Raw genomic sequence first — 17758 nt, 5'->3', positions numbered from 1 at the left:
GGAGTAGATGATGTTCAAGAAGAAGTCCGAATCCCGCGTCACCATTGACCAGTTTTCCAGCCTGATTTCCGGAAACCTGGCATTGGTCGGGGATGTGGCGTTCGAAGAAGGGCTGAAGGTCAGCGGCGAGGTGCGCGGCAATGTCCGCCACAAGCCCGGTACGCACAGCCTGCTGGCGCTCAGTGCAGAGGGCAGGATCGAAGGAAACGTCAGTAGCTACGATGCGCTGATCGACGGCACCATCGTCGGCGACCTGGTGGTCGAACACCTGCTCGAGCTGCACTCCAATGCACGTGTGCGCGGCAATATCCGTTATCGCCAGCTGAGCATGGAAAACGGCGCGGTGGTCGATGGCATGCTCAGCCGCATGGGTGACGAAGAAGAGAGCGCGCAGGTGCTCGAACTGCCGCGCCCGCAGGCTCGCGAAGGTTGAGTCGAGGGCGGGCTCGTCAGGCAGTCCCGCCCGGAGGTATCAGTGGCGCTGGGCTTTCCAGGCGCGGGCGGTGATGACCAGCAAGGTAACCACTGTCAGCGGCAGCGCGTAGCCGAGCATGGCGTCGCCGAAGGTTTCAGCGAGCGGACGGCCCGTGCTGGCCAGGATCAGATATAGGGTGTATGCCGCGTAATAGGCGACGAACAGCGCGCCTTCCCAACGGTTGATGCTGTAACCGGTGAAGAAGATCGGCAGACAGGCGACCGCGACCGCAATCATCACTGGGAAGTCGAAGGCCAGTGCGTTGGGCGATACGCTGATTGCTTGCGGCGACACCAGCGAGGCCAGGCCGAGTACGCAAAGCAGGTTGAACAGGTTGCTGCCGACGATGTTGCCGACTGCGATATCGCGCTCACCGCGGAAGGCTGCGAGGATCGAGGTGGCCAGCTCCGGCAGCGAGGTGCCGATGGCGATCACTGTCAAGCCGATAACCAGCTCCGACAGGCCGAGCGCGCGGGCCAGGGCGACGGCGCCCTCGACGAGGAAGTTTGAGCCCACGACTAGCAGCACCAGGCCTGCGATCACCAACCCGGCATTGATCAGCCCTGCGTTGGGCTTGGCCTGCTCGTTCAGGCCGAACTCCTTGGCAAACTCGTCATCCGCGTCGGCTGCTTTTTTCTCACGCCGACTGCTGATGACCAAGAACAGGGTGTAGACCACTACCGCAGTGAACAGCAGGGCGCCATCGAGACGGCTGAGTTCGCCATCCCAGGCCAGGCCGAAGGTGACCAGGCTGGCGCCGATCATGATCGGTACGTCGAGGCGAATCAGCTGACGCGATACCACCAGCGGTGCGACCAGCGCGGTCATGCCAAGAATCAGCAGGACGTTGGCGATGTTACTGCCCAGCACGTTACCGATGGCGATGTCGCCGCTGCCGTTGAATGCTGCCTGGACGCTGACCGCGGTTTCCGGGGCGCTGGTGCCGAAGGCGACCACGGTAAGGCCGATGACCAAAGGCGAGATGCCGAACTGGGCGGCAAGCTTCGCTGCGCCGCGCACCAGCACCTCCGCACCGGCAACGAGCAGCACCAGGCCGGCAATAAGGTAGACGAAAGTCATCAGGGTCACGATGTGGAGCTCCGCAAAAAAGATCTGAAAGGGTGGGGAATCAGCGCTGGCGCTGCCAGGCGCGCAGGAAGATCACCAAAAGCGTGACGGCCGTCAAGGGGAAGGCGAACCAGAGCATCGCATCGCGCAGCAACTCGATGGCGCCAAGGCCCGTGGCGAACATCACCAGGTAGAGCGTGTAGGCCAGGTAGTAGGCGAAGAACAGCAGCCCTTCCCAGCGGCGAATGCAGTAGCCGGAAAAGAAAATTGGCAGGCAAGCGACGAATACGGCCAGCATCACCGGAAAGTCGAACGACTGCGCGTTGGGTGAAATGGATAGGCCATCTGCGGAGACTGCGGCACCTGCGCCCAGCACTAGCAGCAGATTGAAGATGCAGCTGCCCACCACATTGCCGACGGCGATGTCGCGCTCGCCTTTGATAACAGCCAGTACAGACGTCGCCAGCTCCGGCATCGAGGTGCCGATCGCCACCACCGTCAGGCCGATGACCAGCTCCGATAAACCCAGTGTGCGAGCCAGACCCACGGCCCCTTCGATCAGCAGGTTAGAGCCGCCGACCAGCAGGCCAAGGCCAAGCACGATCAATAGCAGCTGAAGCACCCAGGCATACGGCTTTTCGGCATCGGTAGGGCCGAATTCCGCGGCGAACTCATCGACCGCTGTGACCGGCTTTTCTCGTCTGCTGGCGACCACCAGAAACAGTGTGTAACCGACCAGAGCTACGAGCAGAAGCGTACCGTCCAAGCGGCTGATGCTCCCATTCCACGCCAGGCCATAGCAGAGCAGACCGGCGCCTATCATCACCGGGACGTCCAGGCGAATTAGTTGCCGGGACACGACCAGCGGGGCGATCAGCGCGGAGAGGCCGAGAATCAACAGGATATTGGCGATGTTGCTGCCAATGACGTTGCCCACGGCGATATCCCCGCTTCCGCTCAGCGAGGCCTGCACACTGACCGCCGTTTCCGGTGCGCTGGTGCCAAAGGCGACCACTGTCAGGCCGATGATCAGCGGCGGAATACCGAAGCGGCTGGCCAGCTTGGCTGCCCCGCGGACCAGCGACTCGGCACCCACCACGAGCAGCACCAGCCCGCCGAGCAGATAGCCGAAGGTCACCATAGACATGCGAGCGCTCCTTTCAAAACAGGTTCAGCGCTGCCAGCTGGCGTCGGGATCAAGGGTTTTTCATTCATGAACGGTTTCGATACGTACGCGGGCCACGCCACTTTGCAACATATCCAGTTGCGTTGCGGCTGCGCGGGAGAGGTCGATGATGCGGCCACGGCGGAACGGCCCGCGGTCATTGATGCGTACCACCACTTGCTTACCGTTCTGTTCGTTGGTGACACGTACTCTGGTGCCGAACGGAAGGCTACGATGCGCCGCTACCAGGGCGTTCTGATCGTGGGTTTCGCCATTAGCGGTGAGCTGGCCGTGATGCATCCGCGCGTAATACGAGGCCTTGCCGCTCTGGCTGAAGCGATCCTCAGTGGCTGGCGGCGCCTTGGTTGGTTGCGTTGATTGGCGATCGGCGCAACCGCCGGCCAGCAGGGCCAGAAGCAGCATGGCAGTGAGGCGTGTCAGTCGCATGGCGCAATCCTTCCGTTGGGTCGATCGCTGAGTCGGCGATGGCCCGCGGCAGGTGTAGCGACGTTCGTGCAGTGCCGGGAGCATGGGGTGGTGATGTCCGCGATTGCAGCGAGTGCAATCGCGGGACGGCTATCGCTCAGCTTAGCCTTCGAGCTTTTCCTTCAGCAGTTGGTTCACCTGGCCCGGGTTCGCCTTGCCTTTGGATGCTTTCATTGCCTGGCCGACGAAGAAGCCGAACATCTTGCCGCGCTTGGCCTCGTCGCTGGCACGGTACTGTTCGACCTGCTCGGCGTTGGCCGCTAGCACCTCGTCCAGCATTGCCTCGATAGCACCAGAGTCGGTGACTTGCTTGAGGCCCTTCTTCTCGATGATTTCATCGGCCGAACCTTCGCCTGCCGCCATGGCTTCGAAGACCATTTTGGCGATCTTGCCGCTGATCGTATTGTCCTTGATGCGCTGAATCATGCCGCCGAGCTGCTCGGCCGAGACCGGCGACTGCTCGATTTCCAGGTTGTCCTTGTTGAGCAAGCTTGAAAGCTCGCCCATGACCCAGTTGGCTGACAGCTTGGCGTCGCCACAGACGGAGTTGACCGCCTCGAAGTAGTCGGCCAGTTCGCGGCTGGCAGCCAATACGTCGGCATCATAGGTCGACAGGCCGAACTCGCGTTCGAAGCGCGCACGCTTCTCTACAGGCAGCTCCGGCAGGTTGGCGCGGATGTCGTCGAGGAAACTTTGCTCGATCACTACCGGCAGCAGGTCGGGGCAGGGGAAGTAGCGATAGTCGTTGGCTTCTTCCTTGCTGCGCATTGAGCGCGTTTCGTCCTTGCTCGGGTCGTACAGGCGGGTTTCCTGGACTACCTTGCCGCCGTCTTCGATCAGCTCGATCTGCCGCTGCACTTCGTGATTGATCGCCTTCTCGATGAAGCGGAAGGAGTTGACGTTCTTGATCTCGGCGCGGGTGCCGAACTCGGTCTGGCCCTTGGGCCGCACCGAAACGTTGCAGTCGCAGCGCAACGAGCCTTCGGCCATGTTGCCGTCGCAAATATCGAGGTAGCGCACCAGTGCGTGAATGGCCTTCACATAGGCAACGGCTTCCTTGGCCGAGCGGATATCCGGCTCGGAGACGATCTCCAGTAGCGGCGTGCCGGCGCGGTTCAGGTCAATGCCGCTCATGCCGTGGAAGTCTTCGTGCAGGCTCTTGCCGGCGTCCTCTTCCAGGTGTGCGCGGGTAATGCCGATACGCCGGGTGCTGCCGTCTTCCAAGGTGATATCGAGGAAGCCCTTGCCGACGATGGGATGATCCATTTGGCTGGTCTGGTAGCCCTTCGGAAGGTCCGGGTAGAAGTAATTCTTGCGCGCAAAGACGTTCTTTTCGGCGATCTCCGCATCAATCGCCAGGCCGAACTTGCAGGCCATCCGCACGGCTTCGGCGTTGAGCACCGGCAGGGTGCCTGGCATGCCGAGGTCGACCAGGCTGGCCTGGGTGTTGGGTTCGGCGCCGAACGTGGTGGCGCTGCCGGAAAAGATCTTCGACTGGGTTGCGAGCTGTGCGTGAATCTCCAGCCCGATCACGGTTTCCCATTGCATCTTCAATCTCCTCAGAATCCGGCCGGGGCGCGCATGTGCCAATCGGTGACTTGTTGATACTGGTGCGCCACGTTGAGCAGGCGCGCTTCCTGGAAGTACGGGGCGAGCAGCTGCACACCCACCGGCAAGCCATCGATGAAGCCGGCCGGCATCGACAGGCCCGGGATACCAGCCAGGTTGGCGGTGATGGTGTAGATGTCTTCGAGGTAGGCGGACACCGGATCGGCGTTCTTCTCGCTCAACTTCCAGGCCAGGTTCGGCGTGGTCGGGCCGAGAATCACGTCGACTTGCTCGAAGGCATCGACGAAGTCCTGCTTGATCAGCCGACGGATCTTCTGCGCCTTGAGGTAGTAGGCATCGTAGTAACCGGCCGACAGCGCGTAGGTGCCGACCATGATGCGTCGTTTGACCTCGTCGCCGAAGCCTTCGGCGCGCGAGCGCTTGTAGAGGTCGGTGAGGTCGGCCGGGTTTTCGCAGCGATAGCCGAAGCGCACGCCATCGAAGCGCGAGAGGTTGGAAGAGGCCTCGGCCGGCGCGATTACATAATAGGAAGGAATCGCATGCTGCATGTTCGGCAGGCTGATTTCCTTGACCGTGGCGCCGAGCTTCTTCAGTTCCTCGACGGATGCCATGACGGCGTCAGCGATCTTCGGATCTAGGCCAGCGCCGAAATACTCCTTCGGCAGACCGATGCGCAGCCCGGCGAGCGGCTGGCTCAATGCAGCGAGGTAGTCGTCCAGCGGCTGATCGACGCTGGTGGAGTCCTTGGCATCGAAGCCGGCCATGGCCGACAGCAGCAGCGCGCAGTCTTCGGCTGTGCGTGCCATGGGCCCGCCTTGGTCGAGGCTCGATGCGTAGGCCACCATGCCCCAGCGCGACACGCGGCCGTAGGTGGGTTTGAGGCCGGTGAGATTGGTCAACGCGGCTGGCTGACGGATCGAGCCGCCGGTGTCGGTGCCGGTTGCGGCTGGCAGCAGGCGGGCTGCAATGGCCGCGGCGGAACCGCCCGAGGAGCCGCCCGGGACACGGGTCAGATCCCAAGGGTTCTTCACTGGGCCGTAATAGCTCGATTCGTTGGCTGAGCCCATGGCGAATTCGTCCATGTTCAGCTTGCCGAGCGTGACCGTGCCGGCGGCTGCGAGCCTTTCCACAACGGTGGCGTCGTACGGGGCTTTGAAGTTGTCGAGAATCTTTGAGCCGCAGCTGGTGCGGATGCCGCGGGTGCAGAACAAATCCTTGTGACCGATCGGCGCACCGAGCAGTGCACCGTTTTCACCGGCGGCGCGGCGCGCATCGGCAGCCTTGGCTTGTTCGATGGCGAGCGCGTCGGTAACACTGATGAAGGCGTTGAGCTGCGGGTCGAGCTGCTCGATGCGAGCCAGCATCGTGCGGGTCAGTTCCTCGGCCGAGAAGCGCTTCTCGGCAAGGTTGCGGGCGATCTCGGCAAGCGTCAGGTTGTGCATATCGGTGTCCTTCATCACTCGATCACTCGCGGAACCAGATAGAGACCATCTTCCACGGCGGGCGCGATGGCCTGATAGGCGTCGCGCTGATTGGTTTCGGTAACCGCATCGGTACGCAGCCGCTGGGTCGTTTCCAGCGGGTGGGCCAACGGTTCGATACCGGTGGTGTCGACCGCCTGCATGCGATCGATCAGGCCAAGAATGTTGTTGAGGGTCTCGGTGGTGCGGGGCAGGTCGGCGTCAGACAGGCCCAGACGGGCCAGGTGAGCGATCTTTTCTACCTCGGTGCGTTCAAGCGCCATCGGGTATCTCCAGCGGAAAGCGAATCGGGGGCTGCACCTTCCGTCGACTGGACGGGGCGCATGGCGGCACGGGACGAGCCGCCGCAATGGGCTTTCGGGCCCGGAAAAGCCGCCAATCTTACATGCCCGGAGCGGTTATCGGTAGCGTGGGCGCGGCACCTGGCCTTAGGATGAGGCTCGGCCACCAACTTGCGATCTAGCGCGCAATGGCTCACGTCTGGCGCTATGCGGGCGGACTCTCACCTTGCCCTAACTTCCCACCATTGTTAGAGTTTGCGGCACTTTTTTCCCCACGCGTTTGCCCCAGGGCCCTTTTCCCATGTTCAAGAAACTGCGTGGCATGTTTTCCAGTGATCTGTCGATCGACCTGGGCACTGCCAATACCCTTATTTATGTGCGCGATCGCGGCATCGTTCTCGATGAGCCTTCCGTGGTCGCCATCCGTACCCACGGCAACCAGAAAAGCGTTGTCGCCGTAGGCACCGAAGCCAAGCGCATGCTGGGCCGCACCCCAGGCAACATCAACGCGATTCGTCCGATGAAGGACGGCGTAATCGCCGACTTCAGCGTCTGCGAAAAGATGCTGCAGTACTTCATCAACAAGGTGCATGAGAACAGCTTCCTGCAGCCGAGCCCGCGCGTTCTGATCTGCGTGCCTTGCAAATCGACCCAGGTCGAGCGCCGTGCCATCCGTGAATCGGCACTGGGTGCCGGTGCCCGCGAAGTGTTCCTGATCGAGGAGCCAATGGCTGCGGCGATCGGTGCCGGCCTGCCGGTCGACGAAGCGCGTGGCTCGATGGTCGTGGACATCGGTGGCGGCACCACCGAGATCGCGCTGATCTCCCTCAATGGGGTGGTTTACGCTGAATCCGTGCGGGTCGGCGGTGATCGTTTCGACGAGTCCATCGTGACCTACGTGCGCCGCAACTATGGCAGTCTGATCGGCGAATCCACCGCGGAGCGCATCAAGCAAGAAATCGGCACTGCATTCCCAGGTGGCGAAGTCCGCGAAGTGGACGTTCGTGGTCGCAACCTTGCCGAAGGCGTGCCGCGCGCGTTCACCTTGAACTCCAACGAAGTGCTCGAAGCCCTGCAGGAGTCGCTGGCAACCATCGTTCAGGCAGTCAAGAGTGCGCTGGAGCAATCTCCGCCAGAACTCGCTTCCGACATCGCTGAGCGCGGTCTGGTGCTCACTGGTGGTGGCGCTCTGCTGCGTGATCTCGACAAGCTGCTGGCGCAGGAAACCGGTCTGCCGGTAATCGTCGCCGAAGAGCCGCTGACCTGTGTGGCCCGTGGTGGCGGTCGTGCCCTGGAGATGATGGACCGTCACGCTATGGATCTGCTGTCCACTGAGTGAGCCTGCGCTGCTGTGCTCATGACAAGCCGAAAGATCCGGTCGCGCCGGCTTTCGGCTTGTCGCGTTTAGTCTCAAGCTTTTACTCGTGAGGTAGTTGCAATCAAGCCGCTATTTGCCAAAGGACCTTTGCTCGGTGTGCGCCTGCTGGTGTTCGTCGTGCTTTGTGTCGTGCTGATGGTGGTGGATGCGCGCTTCGAGGCGTTGAAGACGGTGCGCAGTCAGATGGGACTGGTGCTGACGCCGTTCTACTGGGTCGCCGACATGCCGGTGCGAATCTGGCGAGGCACGACCGAGCAGATCGCCAGCAGCAATAGCCTGATGGCGGAGAACGAGAAGCTCAAAGCCGAGGCATTGCTGATGCAGCGACGCCTGCAGAAACTGGCGATGCTCACCGAGCAGAACGTACGGCTGCGTGAGTTGCTCAATTCGGCGGCGCTGGTGGACGACAAGGTCATCGTTGCCGAACTGATCGGTCTCGACCCGAACCCGTTCACCCATCGCATTCTGATCGACAAGGGCGAGAAGGATGGGGTGTTCATGGGGCAGCCGGTACTCGATGCCAGCGGCCTGATGGGGCAGGTGGTCGAGGTGCTGCCTTACGCTGCACGCGTGCTGCTGTTGACCGATGTCACTCACAGCATTCCGGTTCAGGTCAATCGCAATGGCCTGCGCGCCATCGCGGTAGGGACCGGCAACCCAGACTATCTGGAGTTGCGCCATGTAGCCGAAACCGCAGACGTCAAAGCTGGGGATCTGCTAGTCAGTTCCGGGCTTGGTCAGCGCTTCCCAAGCGGTTATCCGGTGGCGCAGGTGACCGAGGTGGTGCATGGGTCCGGTCAACCGTTCGCCATCGTGCGGGCGGTGCCGACCGCGATGCTCAATCGCAGTCGCTATTTGATGCTCGTCTTCAGCGACTCGCGGACACCCGAAGAGCGTGCGGCGGCGGCGGCAGAAGCGCAGGCTGATGCCGACCAGAAAGCGGCTGCCGAAGGCGAAGAGGCGTCAGCTGCGCCGGTTGACGCTGGATCTGGCGGCGCCCAGCCAGCTGCCGAACCCCTGGCGGCGCCCGCAGCGGAGGTGAGTCAATGATCAGCGGGCGTCCAAACAATGGGTGGGTCATCTGGTTCAGCCTGACGGTTGCCCTGCTGCTCAGTGTCGCGCCGATGCCGGGCAGTGCAGAGCTTGCCCGGCCGTTGTGGCTGGGCTTGGTCATTGCGTTCTGGTCGCTGGCGCTTCCCCATCGAGGAGGCTTGGGCGCTGCGTTTTGCTTCGGGCTGGCTCAGGATGTGCTTGCCGGCACGCTGTTCGGTCAGAGCGCCTTGCCGCTGATTCTGATTGCCTTTCTGGTGTTGAGTCTTCAACAGCGCCTGCGCATGTTCCCGCTCTGGCAGCAGAGTATGGTGTTGCTGGTAGTACTCGGTCTGGCTCAGCTGGTTCAGCTGTGGCTCAACACACTGACCGGCAATCGCCCGCCGACTTTGCTGTTCCTGGTGCCGGTGCCCATTAGTGCGCTGCTGTGGCCCTGGATATTCGTGGCATTGCAGGGTATGCGTCAGCGGTTCGCTGTCTACTGACGACCCGCCTGCATCGGCGCTTGCGTCCGATGTATCGAACCAGAAAGTATGATTTTTAGTGTGGGTTTGTGTCGCCCGGCACGGCTTTCGCCTTGATGCACCACGGCAATTCTGAAATCATGTCGCCAGCATGGCCTTCAGCCATTAGCGGTTTCTGCTTCATAAAAACGATAAGCACAACAGCACGGGCGATGAGTATGGAATCTGGCGTTTCGATTTTTTCCAGGCCGCAAGGTTCTCGTGGTGCTCGTGTCGTGCTTGCGGCTAGTGCGGTAGGGGCACTGCTGCTGACTTCGGTCCTGAGTAGTGGCTATTCCCAAGCCGATAGCGCGCCGCAGTCGCCGCAATTAGCCAAGCTGTCGGTTCCCGACACGCATACCGCAACAGCTCCCGCGCCCGCCGAAGCCCTCGCTGGTTCTCCCCGTGCCGAGCAACTGGCGGTCAAGATAGCCGAGCTCGATGCCATCCTTCTCGAACGACAGAAGCTGGAAGATGCGCTGCGCACCGAAAAAAGCGAGCTGGCGGCCGTGCAATTGCAGCTGGCAAACACCAAAAAGCTGATCCGTATGGAAGTCGACGACTTTCTCGGGCAGAGCGCAGAACGCAAGCGGCTCGACGACCTGCTGGATGACCACAAGCGCAGCGCCGATGGGGCGGCAGCGATCAGCGAGCGCGTCGATGCGCTGGAGAAGGAGCTGGGCAGCCAGCACCTGAAATTCTCGCTCGCGGCGCGTGACGTCGAGCGTCTCAAATCTCAACTGGCGGCCGAGATTCGCGAGCGCAACAGCAAGAATATCCAGGCGATTGCGCGCAAGCTGGACAAGACGATTCGTTTCGAGCAGTCGGTATCGTTCCGCTGCTCGGCGAGCAAGAGCTTGGCGGCCTGCCTGGCCGAGCACCGTAACGACGGTCAAATCGCGCAATCGGTACTGGATAACTACCAGCGCGTCCTAGCTGAGGACGTTCGCGAGCAGGTGAGTGATCTTGCGCTGGATACCGATTGGTACCGCTACCGCACCCGCACGGAATTCGCACAGGCGAGCATGAGCCTGGACGGCACCGTCAACGCGCAATTGAATGTCGAAGCAACGATCACGGCGAAGAAGATGATGCCATGCGCAATTCTCGACCTGCCTTACGAGCAATGCGATAGCAAGACCTACTCGTTGATCGTACGCAGCAACAAGTACGACGATCAGGTTCGCATCAACGACCAGGTGCACGGTGCGACACCGGTTTCGCTGGTACTCGACAGTGGCGTCTACGACATTCAGATCACCTCCGGCGGCATTACCCAGAAGCGAACCCTGTCGCTCAAAGGCGATCAGGTAGTCAACTTCAAGTTCTGATCCTCTCACCGGCGTATCCCTTACGCCGGGTTCGCGCCTTCCTCGACGTGGCCGGATATGCGACGCTGTCGCTTATTTATCGTTGAGGATCTGCCATGGGCGCTCTGTATCTTGCCTCGGCATCACCCCGCCGCCGCGAACTGCTCGCACAAATAGGTGTTCCGTTTTGCCTGATCAGCGTTTCGGTGGATGAAACACCGTCGCCGACCGAATCCCCCGAGGCTTATGTCGAGCGTGTTGCTCGAGATAAAGCGCTTGCCGGGTTGGCCAGTCTGGGTGATCAGGACGGGTGCGTGCTGGGCGCCGATACCAGTGTGGTGCTCGATCAACACATTCTCGGCAAGCCTGCCGACCGCACCGATGGTCTCTCCATGCTGGCGGCGCTGTCCGGACGTACGCATCGAGTCATGACGGCGGTGGCGTTGGCCAGTCACACAACATGCGAAGTTCGCGTGGTCACCAGCGAGGTGACCTTTCGCACCATTGAGCAAGCGGAGGCCGAGCGTTACTGGGCCAGTGGCGAGCCAGTGGACAAGGCGGGTGGCTACGCCATCCAGGGCTGGGGCGCGGTCTTCGTTAGCCAAGTGCACGGCAGCTATTCCGCGGTGGTCGGCCTGCCGCTGTGTGAAACGGCCCAGCTTATCGACGCGTTCGGCCTCCCACGTTGGACCAAAGGCTCAAGCTAGAGCCTGTGGCTTCGGCACGCATGCCGGTTAGAATCGACCCCAGGCATCAGCTAGCGCTGCACATCAAGCCACCGCCGAGAACAAGAATGAGCGAAGAGATCCTGATGAACATCACCCCCATGGAGTCGCGGGTGGCGGTGGTGGAAAACGGCGTCCTGCAGGAGGTGCACGTCGAGCGCACTCAGCGCCGGGGCATCGTTGGCAATATCTACAAGGGCAAGGTGGTACGCGTGCTGCCGGGCATGCAGGCGGCGTTCGTCGACATCGGCCTGGACCGTGCCGCGTTCATCCACGCCTCGGAAATTTCCGCCCGTGAAGGCAACGCTGTCGAGCCGATCAACGCGCTGGTGCACGAAGGGCAAGGTCTTGTGGTGCAGGTCACCAAGGATCCCATTGGTACCAAGGGCGCACGCCTGACCACCCAGTTATCGATTCCATCGCGCTACCTTGTGTACATGCCTCGCACCAGCCATGTCGGCATTTCCCTGCGCATCGAGGACGAAGCCGAGCGCGAGCGGCTCAAGCAGGTGGTTGCCGAGTGCGTGGCGGCCGAGGGAATTCAGGAGGCCGGTGGCTTCATCCTCCGTACCGCCGCCGAGGGCGCAGGCAGCGACGAAATCCTCATGGATATCCGTTATCTGCGTCGTTTATGGGAGCAGATCGCCAGTCAGATAAAGACCGTCGGAGCGCCCACGGTGATCTATGAAGACCTTTCGTTGGCCATGCGCACCTTGCGCGATCTGGTCAATCCTCGGATCGAGAAGATCCGTATCGATTCGCGGGAGAACTTCCAGAAGGTCACTCAGTTCGTCGGCGAGCTGATGCCGGAGCTGGGCGACCGTCTCGAACACTACCCGGGCGAGCGGCCCATCTTCGATCTATACGGTGTCGAGGACGAGATCCAGAAGGCACTTGAACGCAAGGTCATGCTCAAATCCGGCGGCTATCTGATCATCGATCCAGCCGAGGCGATGACCACCATCGACGTCAACACGGGTGCCTTCGTCGGCCATCGCACGCTGGAAGAAACCATCTTCAAGACCAATCTTGAGTCGGCCACGGCGATCGCCCGCCAGCTCAGGCTGCGCAATCTGGGCGGCATCATCATCATCGACTTCATCGACATGGAGGACGAAGAGCACCGCCGGCAGGTCCTGCGCACGCTGGAGAAGCAGCTCGAGCGCGACCACGCCAAGACCAATATCATCGGCATTACCGAACTCGGCCTGGTGCAGATGACGCGCAAGCGCACGCGCGAAAGCCTCGAGCAGGTGCTCTGCGAACCGTGCATGTGCTGCCAGGGGCGCGGCAAGTTGAAGACCCCTGAAACCGTCTGTTACGAGATTTTCCGGGAAATCCTGCGCGAGGCTCGGGCCTACCAGGCAGAAGGGTATCGGGTACTGGCTAACCAGAAGGTGATCGATCGTCTGCTGGACGAAGAGTCAGGCAGCGTGGCCGATCTCGAGTCGTTCATCGGCCGCTCGATCAAGTTTCAGGTCGAAAGCATGTACTCCCAGGAACAGTACGACGTGGTGTTGCTCTGAACAGAGGTAGACCAGGCCGTCCGGGCCGGGATGGTCGGAGCGCATCCGTATGAGCCGCCTCGCCGTTTTTCTCGTGACCCTGTCGCGCCAGCTGTGCTGGATAGCCGCGTTCGGGCTCATTCTGGTTGCGCTGTACGTCAGCCTCGGCCGGCAGCTGGTTCCCCTGGTTGCCGAGTACCGCAGCGAGGTGCAGGAAAAGGCGCAGGCGGCGCTGAACATGCCGGTAGCCTTGGGCAGGCTGGAAGGCCGTTGGGAGGGCTTCGCGCCCAAGCTGGTTGCACATGATGTACTGGTTGGCGAGGGCGACGGTGCCATGCGCCTGGACCGTGTCGCTATCGTCCCGGACCTCGCTGCCAGCCTTTGGGCGCGAGCATTTCGCCTCGGAACGCTGGAATTCGGCGGTGTGCATCTGTCCGTAGCCGAAGATGCCGAGGGCAAGTGGCGAGTGGATGGTTTGCCGGAGCGCCCTGAGCAGCCGCCCCCCGATCCGCAGAGGATTATCGAGGCTTTGCAGCAAGTGCGACGGCTCGCGGTTCTCGACAGCCAGATCACCCTCGAGCCCTTCGGTGAGTCGCCTCTGACCCTGAGCTATACCGATTTGGGCCTGCACGTTGACGGCGAGCGGCTGAGGCTCGATGCCCGCAGCGTTCTGCCGGACGGCCAGCCCCTGGCCTTGCGTGTGCAGGCGCGTGTACAGGCGCAGCGGTGGCAACAGGCCGAAGCGCAGCTCTATCTGAGCCTGCCGCAAAGCGATTGGGCCGCGTGGCTGCCTCGGCGCCTGACCGCGGACTGGCATCTGCAGTCGGCGCACGTGGGCGGCGAGCTTTGGGCGCGCTGGAGCAAGCAACAGCTGGACCGTGCCGTGCTGCGCTTGAATGCGCCGCAGCTGAGCGCGTCGTTTGTCGATCGCCCATCTGTGCAGCTTGAGGACCTGGCCGTCGAGGCTTACGTCGATCACACCGAAAAGGGCTATCGGTTGCTGCTCGACCGACTGGCCTTCGATCTTCAAGGCGAGCGTTGGGGCGACGCGCGGATTCTTCTGCAGCAGAACCAGGGCGAGCAGCACTGGCGGCTGCAAGCCGACCGGCTGGGCATTGCGCCGATCGCCGCGCTTGTCGGCGCTCTGGCACCGCTACCACCGGCCGCCACCGAGACGCTCGCGACGCTGCAGCCCAGCGGAACGCTGCGCAATCTTCGCCTCGACTACCGCCCTGACACGGATTCACCACAGCGACTGCGATTCGCCGCCAATCTGGATCGGGTCAACTTCGCGGCGCAGAACTGGATTCCGGCGGTTGGCAACGCAAGCGGTAGCATCCAGGGCGATCTGGCCAGTGGTGAGCTGCGCCTGGACAGCGATGACTTCAGCCTTCATCTCGCGCCCTTGTATCCCGAGCCTTGGCACTATCGGCACGGTGCCGGTCGCCTGACCTGGACGCTGGACGAACAGGCCTTCACCTTGGCCGCACCCTATCTGCGCGTCGACGGCGAAGAAGGCAAGATCGCCGGGGACTTTCTCATTCGTCTGATGCGCGACCCGGCGGCCGAAGACTATATGGATCTGCGCGTCGGGCTCAGCGAGGGCGATGCCCGCTATACCGAAAAGTATCTGCCGACCCGCTCACCGGCCTTGAGCCCTGCGCTGGTTGGCTGGCTCAAGGACGCCATACGTAGCGGTACCGTCGAGCAGGGGTATTTCCAGTATCAGGGGGCGTTGAGCAAGAACGCTTCCGACAGTGCGCGCAGTCTGAGCCTGTATTTCAAGGTGCGTGACGCAGAGCTGGCCTTCCAGCCTGGCTGGCCCGTGTTGCAGCAGGGGCGTGGTGAGGTGCTGATCGAGGATAGCGGCGTGCGGGTGCGGCTCGCCGAAGGCCGAATTCTCGACAGCCGCGTGTATGACGCGACCGCCGATATCCCCCACGCCGGCAGTGGAAAAGTGCCGCGGTTAACGGTCAAGGGAAAGGTGGCCAGCAGTCTGCACGATGCGTTGAAGCTGCTGCAGGAGGCGCCAATCGGCACCGGAGAAATCTTCGCGGGTTGGCAGGGACAAGGGCAGCTCGACGGCGCCCTCGATTTGCAGATTCCGTTGGGAAAGGGCACGCCTCGGGTCATCGTCGATTTTTCCAGCCGCGACGCAGCGTTGCAGATCGCCGAGCCGGCGCTCGGTTTCGAGCAACTTCGCGGCGACTTCCGTTACGACACTGCGCGGGGACTTAGCGCAGAGGATATTCAGGCTCGCTTGTTCGGCCGTCCGGTAAAGGGCAAGGCCGTGGCGACAGGGTCAGCGGGCAAACCTGCTTCGCGTGTCGAGGCGCGTGGCGACGTGGGCCTCAAGCGCCTGCTCGAATGGCTCAACGTCGAGCAGCCATTGCCAGCCAGCGGCGAGCTCCCTTATCAGCTGCGGCTGGATCTGGCAGGCGAGAGCAGTCAGCTGCAGATTGATTCTTCTCTGCAGGGACTTCGTATCGAACTGCCGGCGCCGTTCGGCAAAACTGCCAGCGAACGGCGTGATACCTCGCTGCGCATGTCTCTCCAGGGCGCGGAGCGGCGCTATGGTGTGCAGTACGGCACGCTCGCCGCAGTCGCGTTCGCTGCACCGCCCGGTGCCTGGGCGCAGGGGCGTGGAGAGCTGCGGTTGGGGGGCGGTGCGGCCAATCTGCCGGTGCGCGCCGGGCTGTATGTGAAAGGCCGTCTGGCTGAGCTCGATTTGAAAGCCTGGCAGGCCGTGCTCGAACAGCATGGCAAGGGCGATCCTCAGGAGACGACTGGCTCACTGCTGCGTCAGGTGCAGGTCGATATTGATCGTTTCGACGGGTTCGGCACCCGTATCGACAACCTCGGCATTGACCTGCAGCGCTTGAGCAATGCCTGGGCGCTGGGCTTACGCAGTTCGATGATCAGTGGTTCGATCCGCCTTCCGGACGCTGAGAGCGGTGTCATCGTCGCCAATCTGCAACACCTGCGCCTGCCGGCCGCGACGGCGACCGGCGAAGCGGCTGGAGCACGTCCCGATCCACTGGCTGACGTGAATCCGCAAAGCCTGCCTGCAATGGATATTTCCATTGAGCGGGTTGCCATAGGCGACGACGCCCTCGGCGCCTGGGCGCTGAAGCTGCGCCCGGTCAGCGGTGGGGTCGAGTTTCGTGATATCGCCCTTGACCTGAAGGGGCTGAAGGTCGGCGGCACCGGCGGCTGGAATGGTACGCAGACCTGGTACAAAGGCCGTCTCGAAGGCCGCAACCTGGCTGATGTGCTGCTGGCCTGGGGCTTTGCGCCATCGGTCACCAGTGACAGTTTTCGCCTGGACGCGGACGGGCAATGGCCGGGCTCGCCGGCCGGGTTCGCCATGGCGCGCTATTCCGGCAGCATGCAGCCGCGGCTGCGCAAGGGCCAGTTCGTCGAGATCGATGGCAGCGCGCAGGCGCTGCGAGTGTTCGGCGTGCTGAATTTCAACTCGATAGGACGCCGTCTGCGCCTGGACTTCTCCGATCTGTTCAGCAAAGGCCTCAGCTATGACCGTTTGGACGGCAACCTGCAGGCCAGCGCCGGTGTGTTCACCACGCGCGAGCCGATCACCGTCAGTGGCCCGTCGAGCAACCTGGAGCTGGACGGCAAGTTGGACATGGCCCGCGACGAGATCGACGCCAAGTTGTTGGTTACCTTGCCGATCAGCAATAACCTGCCTCTGGCTGCGCTGATTGTCGGTGCGCCGGCGATTGGTGGCGCATTGTTCGTGGCGGACAAGCTATTGGGTGACCGCGTTGCGCGTTTCGCCAGCGTGCAGTACGACGTCAAGGGGCCGTGGCAGTCGCCCAAGATCAGCTTCGACAAACCATTCGAGAAGCCCAACTGATCCATAGTCCTGGGCTTCGTCTTTCAGCATCGGGGTAGTCATGTCCTTAGCCGTGATCCAGATGGCCAGCCAGGCTGACATCGCGCTCAATCTGACCCTTGCTCGCCAGTTGCTGGAACAGGCAGCAAATGCCGGCGCCCGCCTGGCGGTATTGCCGGAGAACTTCGCGGCGATGGGCCACAAAGCCCCTGCGCAACTCGGGCTTGCTGAAGCGATGGGCGATGGACCGATCCTGCCCTGGTTGAAACAAGCTGCCCGTGACCTCAGATTGTGGATAGTCGCCGGGACGTTGCCGTTGCCCCCCGATGATTGCCCGCACGCCAAGCCCAACGCCTGCTCGCTGTTGTTCGATGACAACGGGCATCGGGTGGCTCGTTACGACAAGCTGCATTTGTTCGATGCGGAGGTGGCCGACAGCCGCGGCCACTATCGTGAGTCCGATGACTACGCGCCCGGTGAGCGTTTGGTTGTGGTCGATACGCCGGTTGGCCGACTAGGCATGAGCGTGTGTTATGACTTGCGTTTCGCCGAGCTGTTTACGGCGTTGCGTGCGGCCGGCGCCGAGCTGATCAGCGTGCCGTCGGCATTTACCACGGTGACAGGCGAGGCGCACTGGGCGAGTCTGATTCGCGCCCGCGCCATCGAGACTCAATGCTATATCCTGGCCGCGGCACAGGGTGGCGAGCACCCTGGCGGTCGCTTCACCCATGGTCATTCGTCTATCGTTGACCCATGGGGCCGACTGTTGCGCGAACAGGCGACTGGTCCGGTTGCCCTCGTGAGCGAGCGAGACGCGGGCGAACAGGCCGCTATTCGCCAGCGCATGCCGGTGCAGCGCCACCGCCGATTTTCCGTACCGTGCCTGGTCACGGACCGTTTGGAGTGAAT

The 17758-nt window shown here is 62.3% G+C and carries 15 protein-coding genes; 9 read left to right on the top strand and 6 right to left on the bottom strand.

The annotated features are described in order from the left end of the window. Nucleotides 1–7 precede the first annotated feature (7 nt). Nucleotides 8–433, top strand: a complete 426-nt coding sequence (locus SM130_RS17235) for a bactofilin family protein (protein WP_102824847.1) — start codon at nt 8–10, stop codon at nt 431–433. Between the two features lie 39 nt (nt 434–472). Here SM130_RS17235 and SM130_RS17230 read toward each other — a convergent pair whose 3' ends face one another. The 6 genes from SM130_RS17230 to gatC form a co-directional block, all read right to left on the bottom strand. After that, a complete protein-coding gene (locus tag SM130_RS17230; protein WP_102824848.1) occupies nt 473–1564 on the bottom strand; it encodes a calcium/sodium antiporter in 1092 nt (363 codons plus the stop codon). Between the two features lie 40 nt (nt 1565–1604). Next, nucleotides 1605–2690 carry a calcium/sodium antiporter gene (locus SM130_RS17225; RefSeq protein ID WP_102824849.1) on the bottom strand — a complete coding sequence of 362 codons (1086 nt, stop codon included), beginning with the start codon at nt 2688–2690 and terminating at the stop codon, nt 1605–1607. A gap of 60 nt (nt 2691–2750) precedes the next feature. Beyond that, nucleotides 2751–3155: a septal ring lytic transglycosylase RlpA family protein gene (locus SM130_RS17220; RefSeq protein WP_102824850.1), complete on the bottom strand. Its 405-nt coding sequence runs from the start codon at nt 3153–3155 to the stop codon at nt 2751–2753. A 141-nt stretch (nt 3156–3296) separates the two neighbouring features. Beyond that, on the bottom strand, nt 3297–4742 hold the full coding sequence (gatB, locus tag SM130_RS17215) for an Asp-tRNA(Asn)/Glu-tRNA(Gln) amidotransferase subunit GatB (protein ID WP_102824851.1): 1446 nt from the start codon (nt 4740–4742) through the stop codon (nt 3297–3299). An 11-nt stretch (nt 4743–4753) separates the two neighbouring features. Beyond that, nucleotides 4754–6205 (bottom strand): Asp-tRNA(Asn)/Glu-tRNA(Gln) amidotransferase subunit GatA, encoded by a 1452-nt coding sequence (gene gatA, locus SM130_RS17210; protein WP_102825408.1) that lies wholly within the window; start codon nt 6203–6205, stop codon nt 4754–4756. 14 nt (nt 6206–6219) lie between these two features. Next, a complete protein-coding gene (gatC, locus tag SM130_RS17205; protein WP_102824852.1) occupies nt 6220–6507 on the bottom strand; it encodes an Asp-tRNA(Asn)/Glu-tRNA(Gln) amidotransferase subunit GatC in 288 nt (95 codons plus the stop codon). A 319-nt stretch (nt 6508–6826) separates the two neighbouring features. On the opposite strand from gatC, the gene mreB reads away from it, so the two are divergent. From mreB to SM130_RS17165, 8 genes are all read left to right on the top strand, one after another. After that, a complete protein-coding gene (mreB, locus tag SM130_RS17200; protein WP_102824853.1) occupies nt 6827–7864 on the top strand; it encodes a rod shape-determining protein MreB in 1038 nt (345 codons plus the stop codon). 126 nt (nt 7865–7990) lie between these two features. Continuing rightward, nucleotides 7991–8953, top strand: coding sequence for a rod shape-determining protein MreC (gene mreC, locus SM130_RS17195; protein WP_219725295.1), 963 nt, complete (start codon nt 7991–7993; stop codon nt 8951–8953). Beyond that, nucleotides 8950–9438 carry a rod shape-determining protein MreD gene (gene mreD / locus SM130_RS17190; RefSeq protein ID WP_102824855.1) on the top strand — a complete coding sequence of 163 codons (489 nt, stop codon included), beginning with the start codon at nt 8950–8952 and terminating at the stop codon, nt 9436–9438. The genes mreC and mreD overlap by 4 nt, the downstream gene beginning before the upstream one ends. Before the next feature lie 197 nt (nt 9439–9635). After that, nucleotides 9636–10787 carry a PEGA domain-containing protein gene (locus SM130_RS17185; protein WP_102824856.1) on the top strand — a complete coding sequence of 384 codons (1152 nt, stop codon included), beginning with the start codon at nt 9636–9638 and terminating at the stop codon, nt 10785–10787. Nucleotides 10788–10882: 95 nt separating this feature from the next. Further along, nucleotides 10883–11473 carry a Maf family protein gene (locus SM130_RS17180; protein WP_102824857.1) on the top strand — a complete coding sequence of 197 codons (591 nt, stop codon included), beginning with the start codon at nt 10883–10885 and terminating at the stop codon, nt 11471–11473. Between the two features lie 86 nt (nt 11474–11559). Then, a complete protein-coding gene (gene rng, locus SM130_RS17175; RefSeq protein ID WP_102824858.1) occupies nt 11560–13017 on the top strand; it encodes a ribonuclease G in 1458 nt (485 codons plus the stop codon). A 49-nt stretch (nt 13018–13066) separates the two neighbouring features. Then, complete coding sequence (locus SM130_RS17170; RefSeq protein ID WP_102824859.1) at nt 13067–16870, top strand: YhdP family protein; 3804 nt, start codon at nt 13067–13069, stop codon at nt 16868–16870. 40 nt (nt 16871–16910) lie between these two features. Next, complete coding sequence (locus SM130_RS17165) at nt 16911–17756, top strand: carbon-nitrogen hydrolase family protein (protein ID WP_102824860.1); 846 nt, start codon at nt 16911–16913, stop codon at nt 17754–17756. The last annotated feature ends 2 nt before the right edge of the window (nt 17757–17758 follow it).

The organism is Stutzerimonas stutzeri (assembly GCF_038561965.1).
Classification (GTDB): domain Bacteria; phylum Pseudomonadota; class Gammaproteobacteria; order Pseudomonadales; family Pseudomonadaceae; genus Stutzerimonas; species Stutzerimonas stutzeri_AA.
Note: the sequence above shows the minus strand (reverse complement) of the source record. Positions and strands in the feature narration are given on the sequence as shown.

What these genes read in the sequence shown, in the direction of transcription:
- gatB (WP_102824851.1), bottom strand. Translation starts at nt 4,742, where the DNA reads ATGCAATGGGAAACCGTGATCGGGCTGGAGATTCACGCACAGCTCGCA.
- SM130_RS17170 (WP_102824859.1), top strand. Translation starts at nt 13,067, where the DNA reads ATGAGCCGCCTCGCCGTTTTTCTCGTGACCCTGTCGCGCCAGCTGTGC.
- mreD (WP_102824855.1), top strand. Translation starts at nt 8,950, where the DNA reads ATGATCAGCGGGCGTCCAAACAATGGGTGGGTCATCTGGTTCAGCCTG.
- SM130_RS17235 (WP_102824847.1), top strand. Translation starts at nt 8, where the DNA reads ATGATGTTCAAGAAGAAGTCCGAATCCCGCGTCACCATTGACCAGTTT.
- SM130_RS17225 (WP_102824849.1), bottom strand. Translation starts at nt 2,690, where the DNA reads ATGTCTATGGTGACCTTCGGCTATCTGCTCGGCGGGCTGGTGCTGCTC.
- gatA (WP_102825408.1), bottom strand. Translation starts at nt 6,205, where the DNA reads ATGCACAACCTGACGCTTGCCGAGATCGCCCGCAACCTTGCCGAGAAG.
- SM130_RS17180 (WP_102824857.1), top strand. Translation starts at nt 10,883, where the DNA reads ATGGGCGCTCTGTATCTTGCCTCGGCATCACCCCGCCGCCGCGAACTG.
- mreB (WP_102824853.1), top strand. Translation starts at nt 6,827, where the DNA reads ATGTTCAAGAAACTGCGTGGCATGTTTTCCAGTGATCTGTCGATCGAC.
- SM130_RS17165 (WP_102824860.1), top strand. Translation starts at nt 16,911, where the DNA reads ATGTCCTTAGCCGTGATCCAGATGGCCAGCCAGGCTGACATCGCGCTC.
- rng (WP_102824858.1), top strand. Translation starts at nt 11,560, where the DNA reads ATGAGCGAAGAGATCCTGATGAACATCACCCCCATGGAGTCGCGGGTG.
- SM130_RS17185 (WP_102824856.1), top strand. Translation starts at nt 9,636, where the DNA reads ATGGAATCTGGCGTTTCGATTTTTTCCAGGCCGCAAGGTTCTCGTGGT.
- SM130_RS17220 (WP_102824850.1), bottom strand. Translation starts at nt 3,155, where the DNA reads ATGCGACTGACACGCCTCACTGCCATGCTGCTTCTGGCCCTGCTGGCC.
- gatC (WP_102824852.1), bottom strand. Translation starts at nt 6,507, where the DNA reads ATGGCGCTTGAACGCACCGAGGTAGAAAAGATCGCTCACCTGGCCCGT.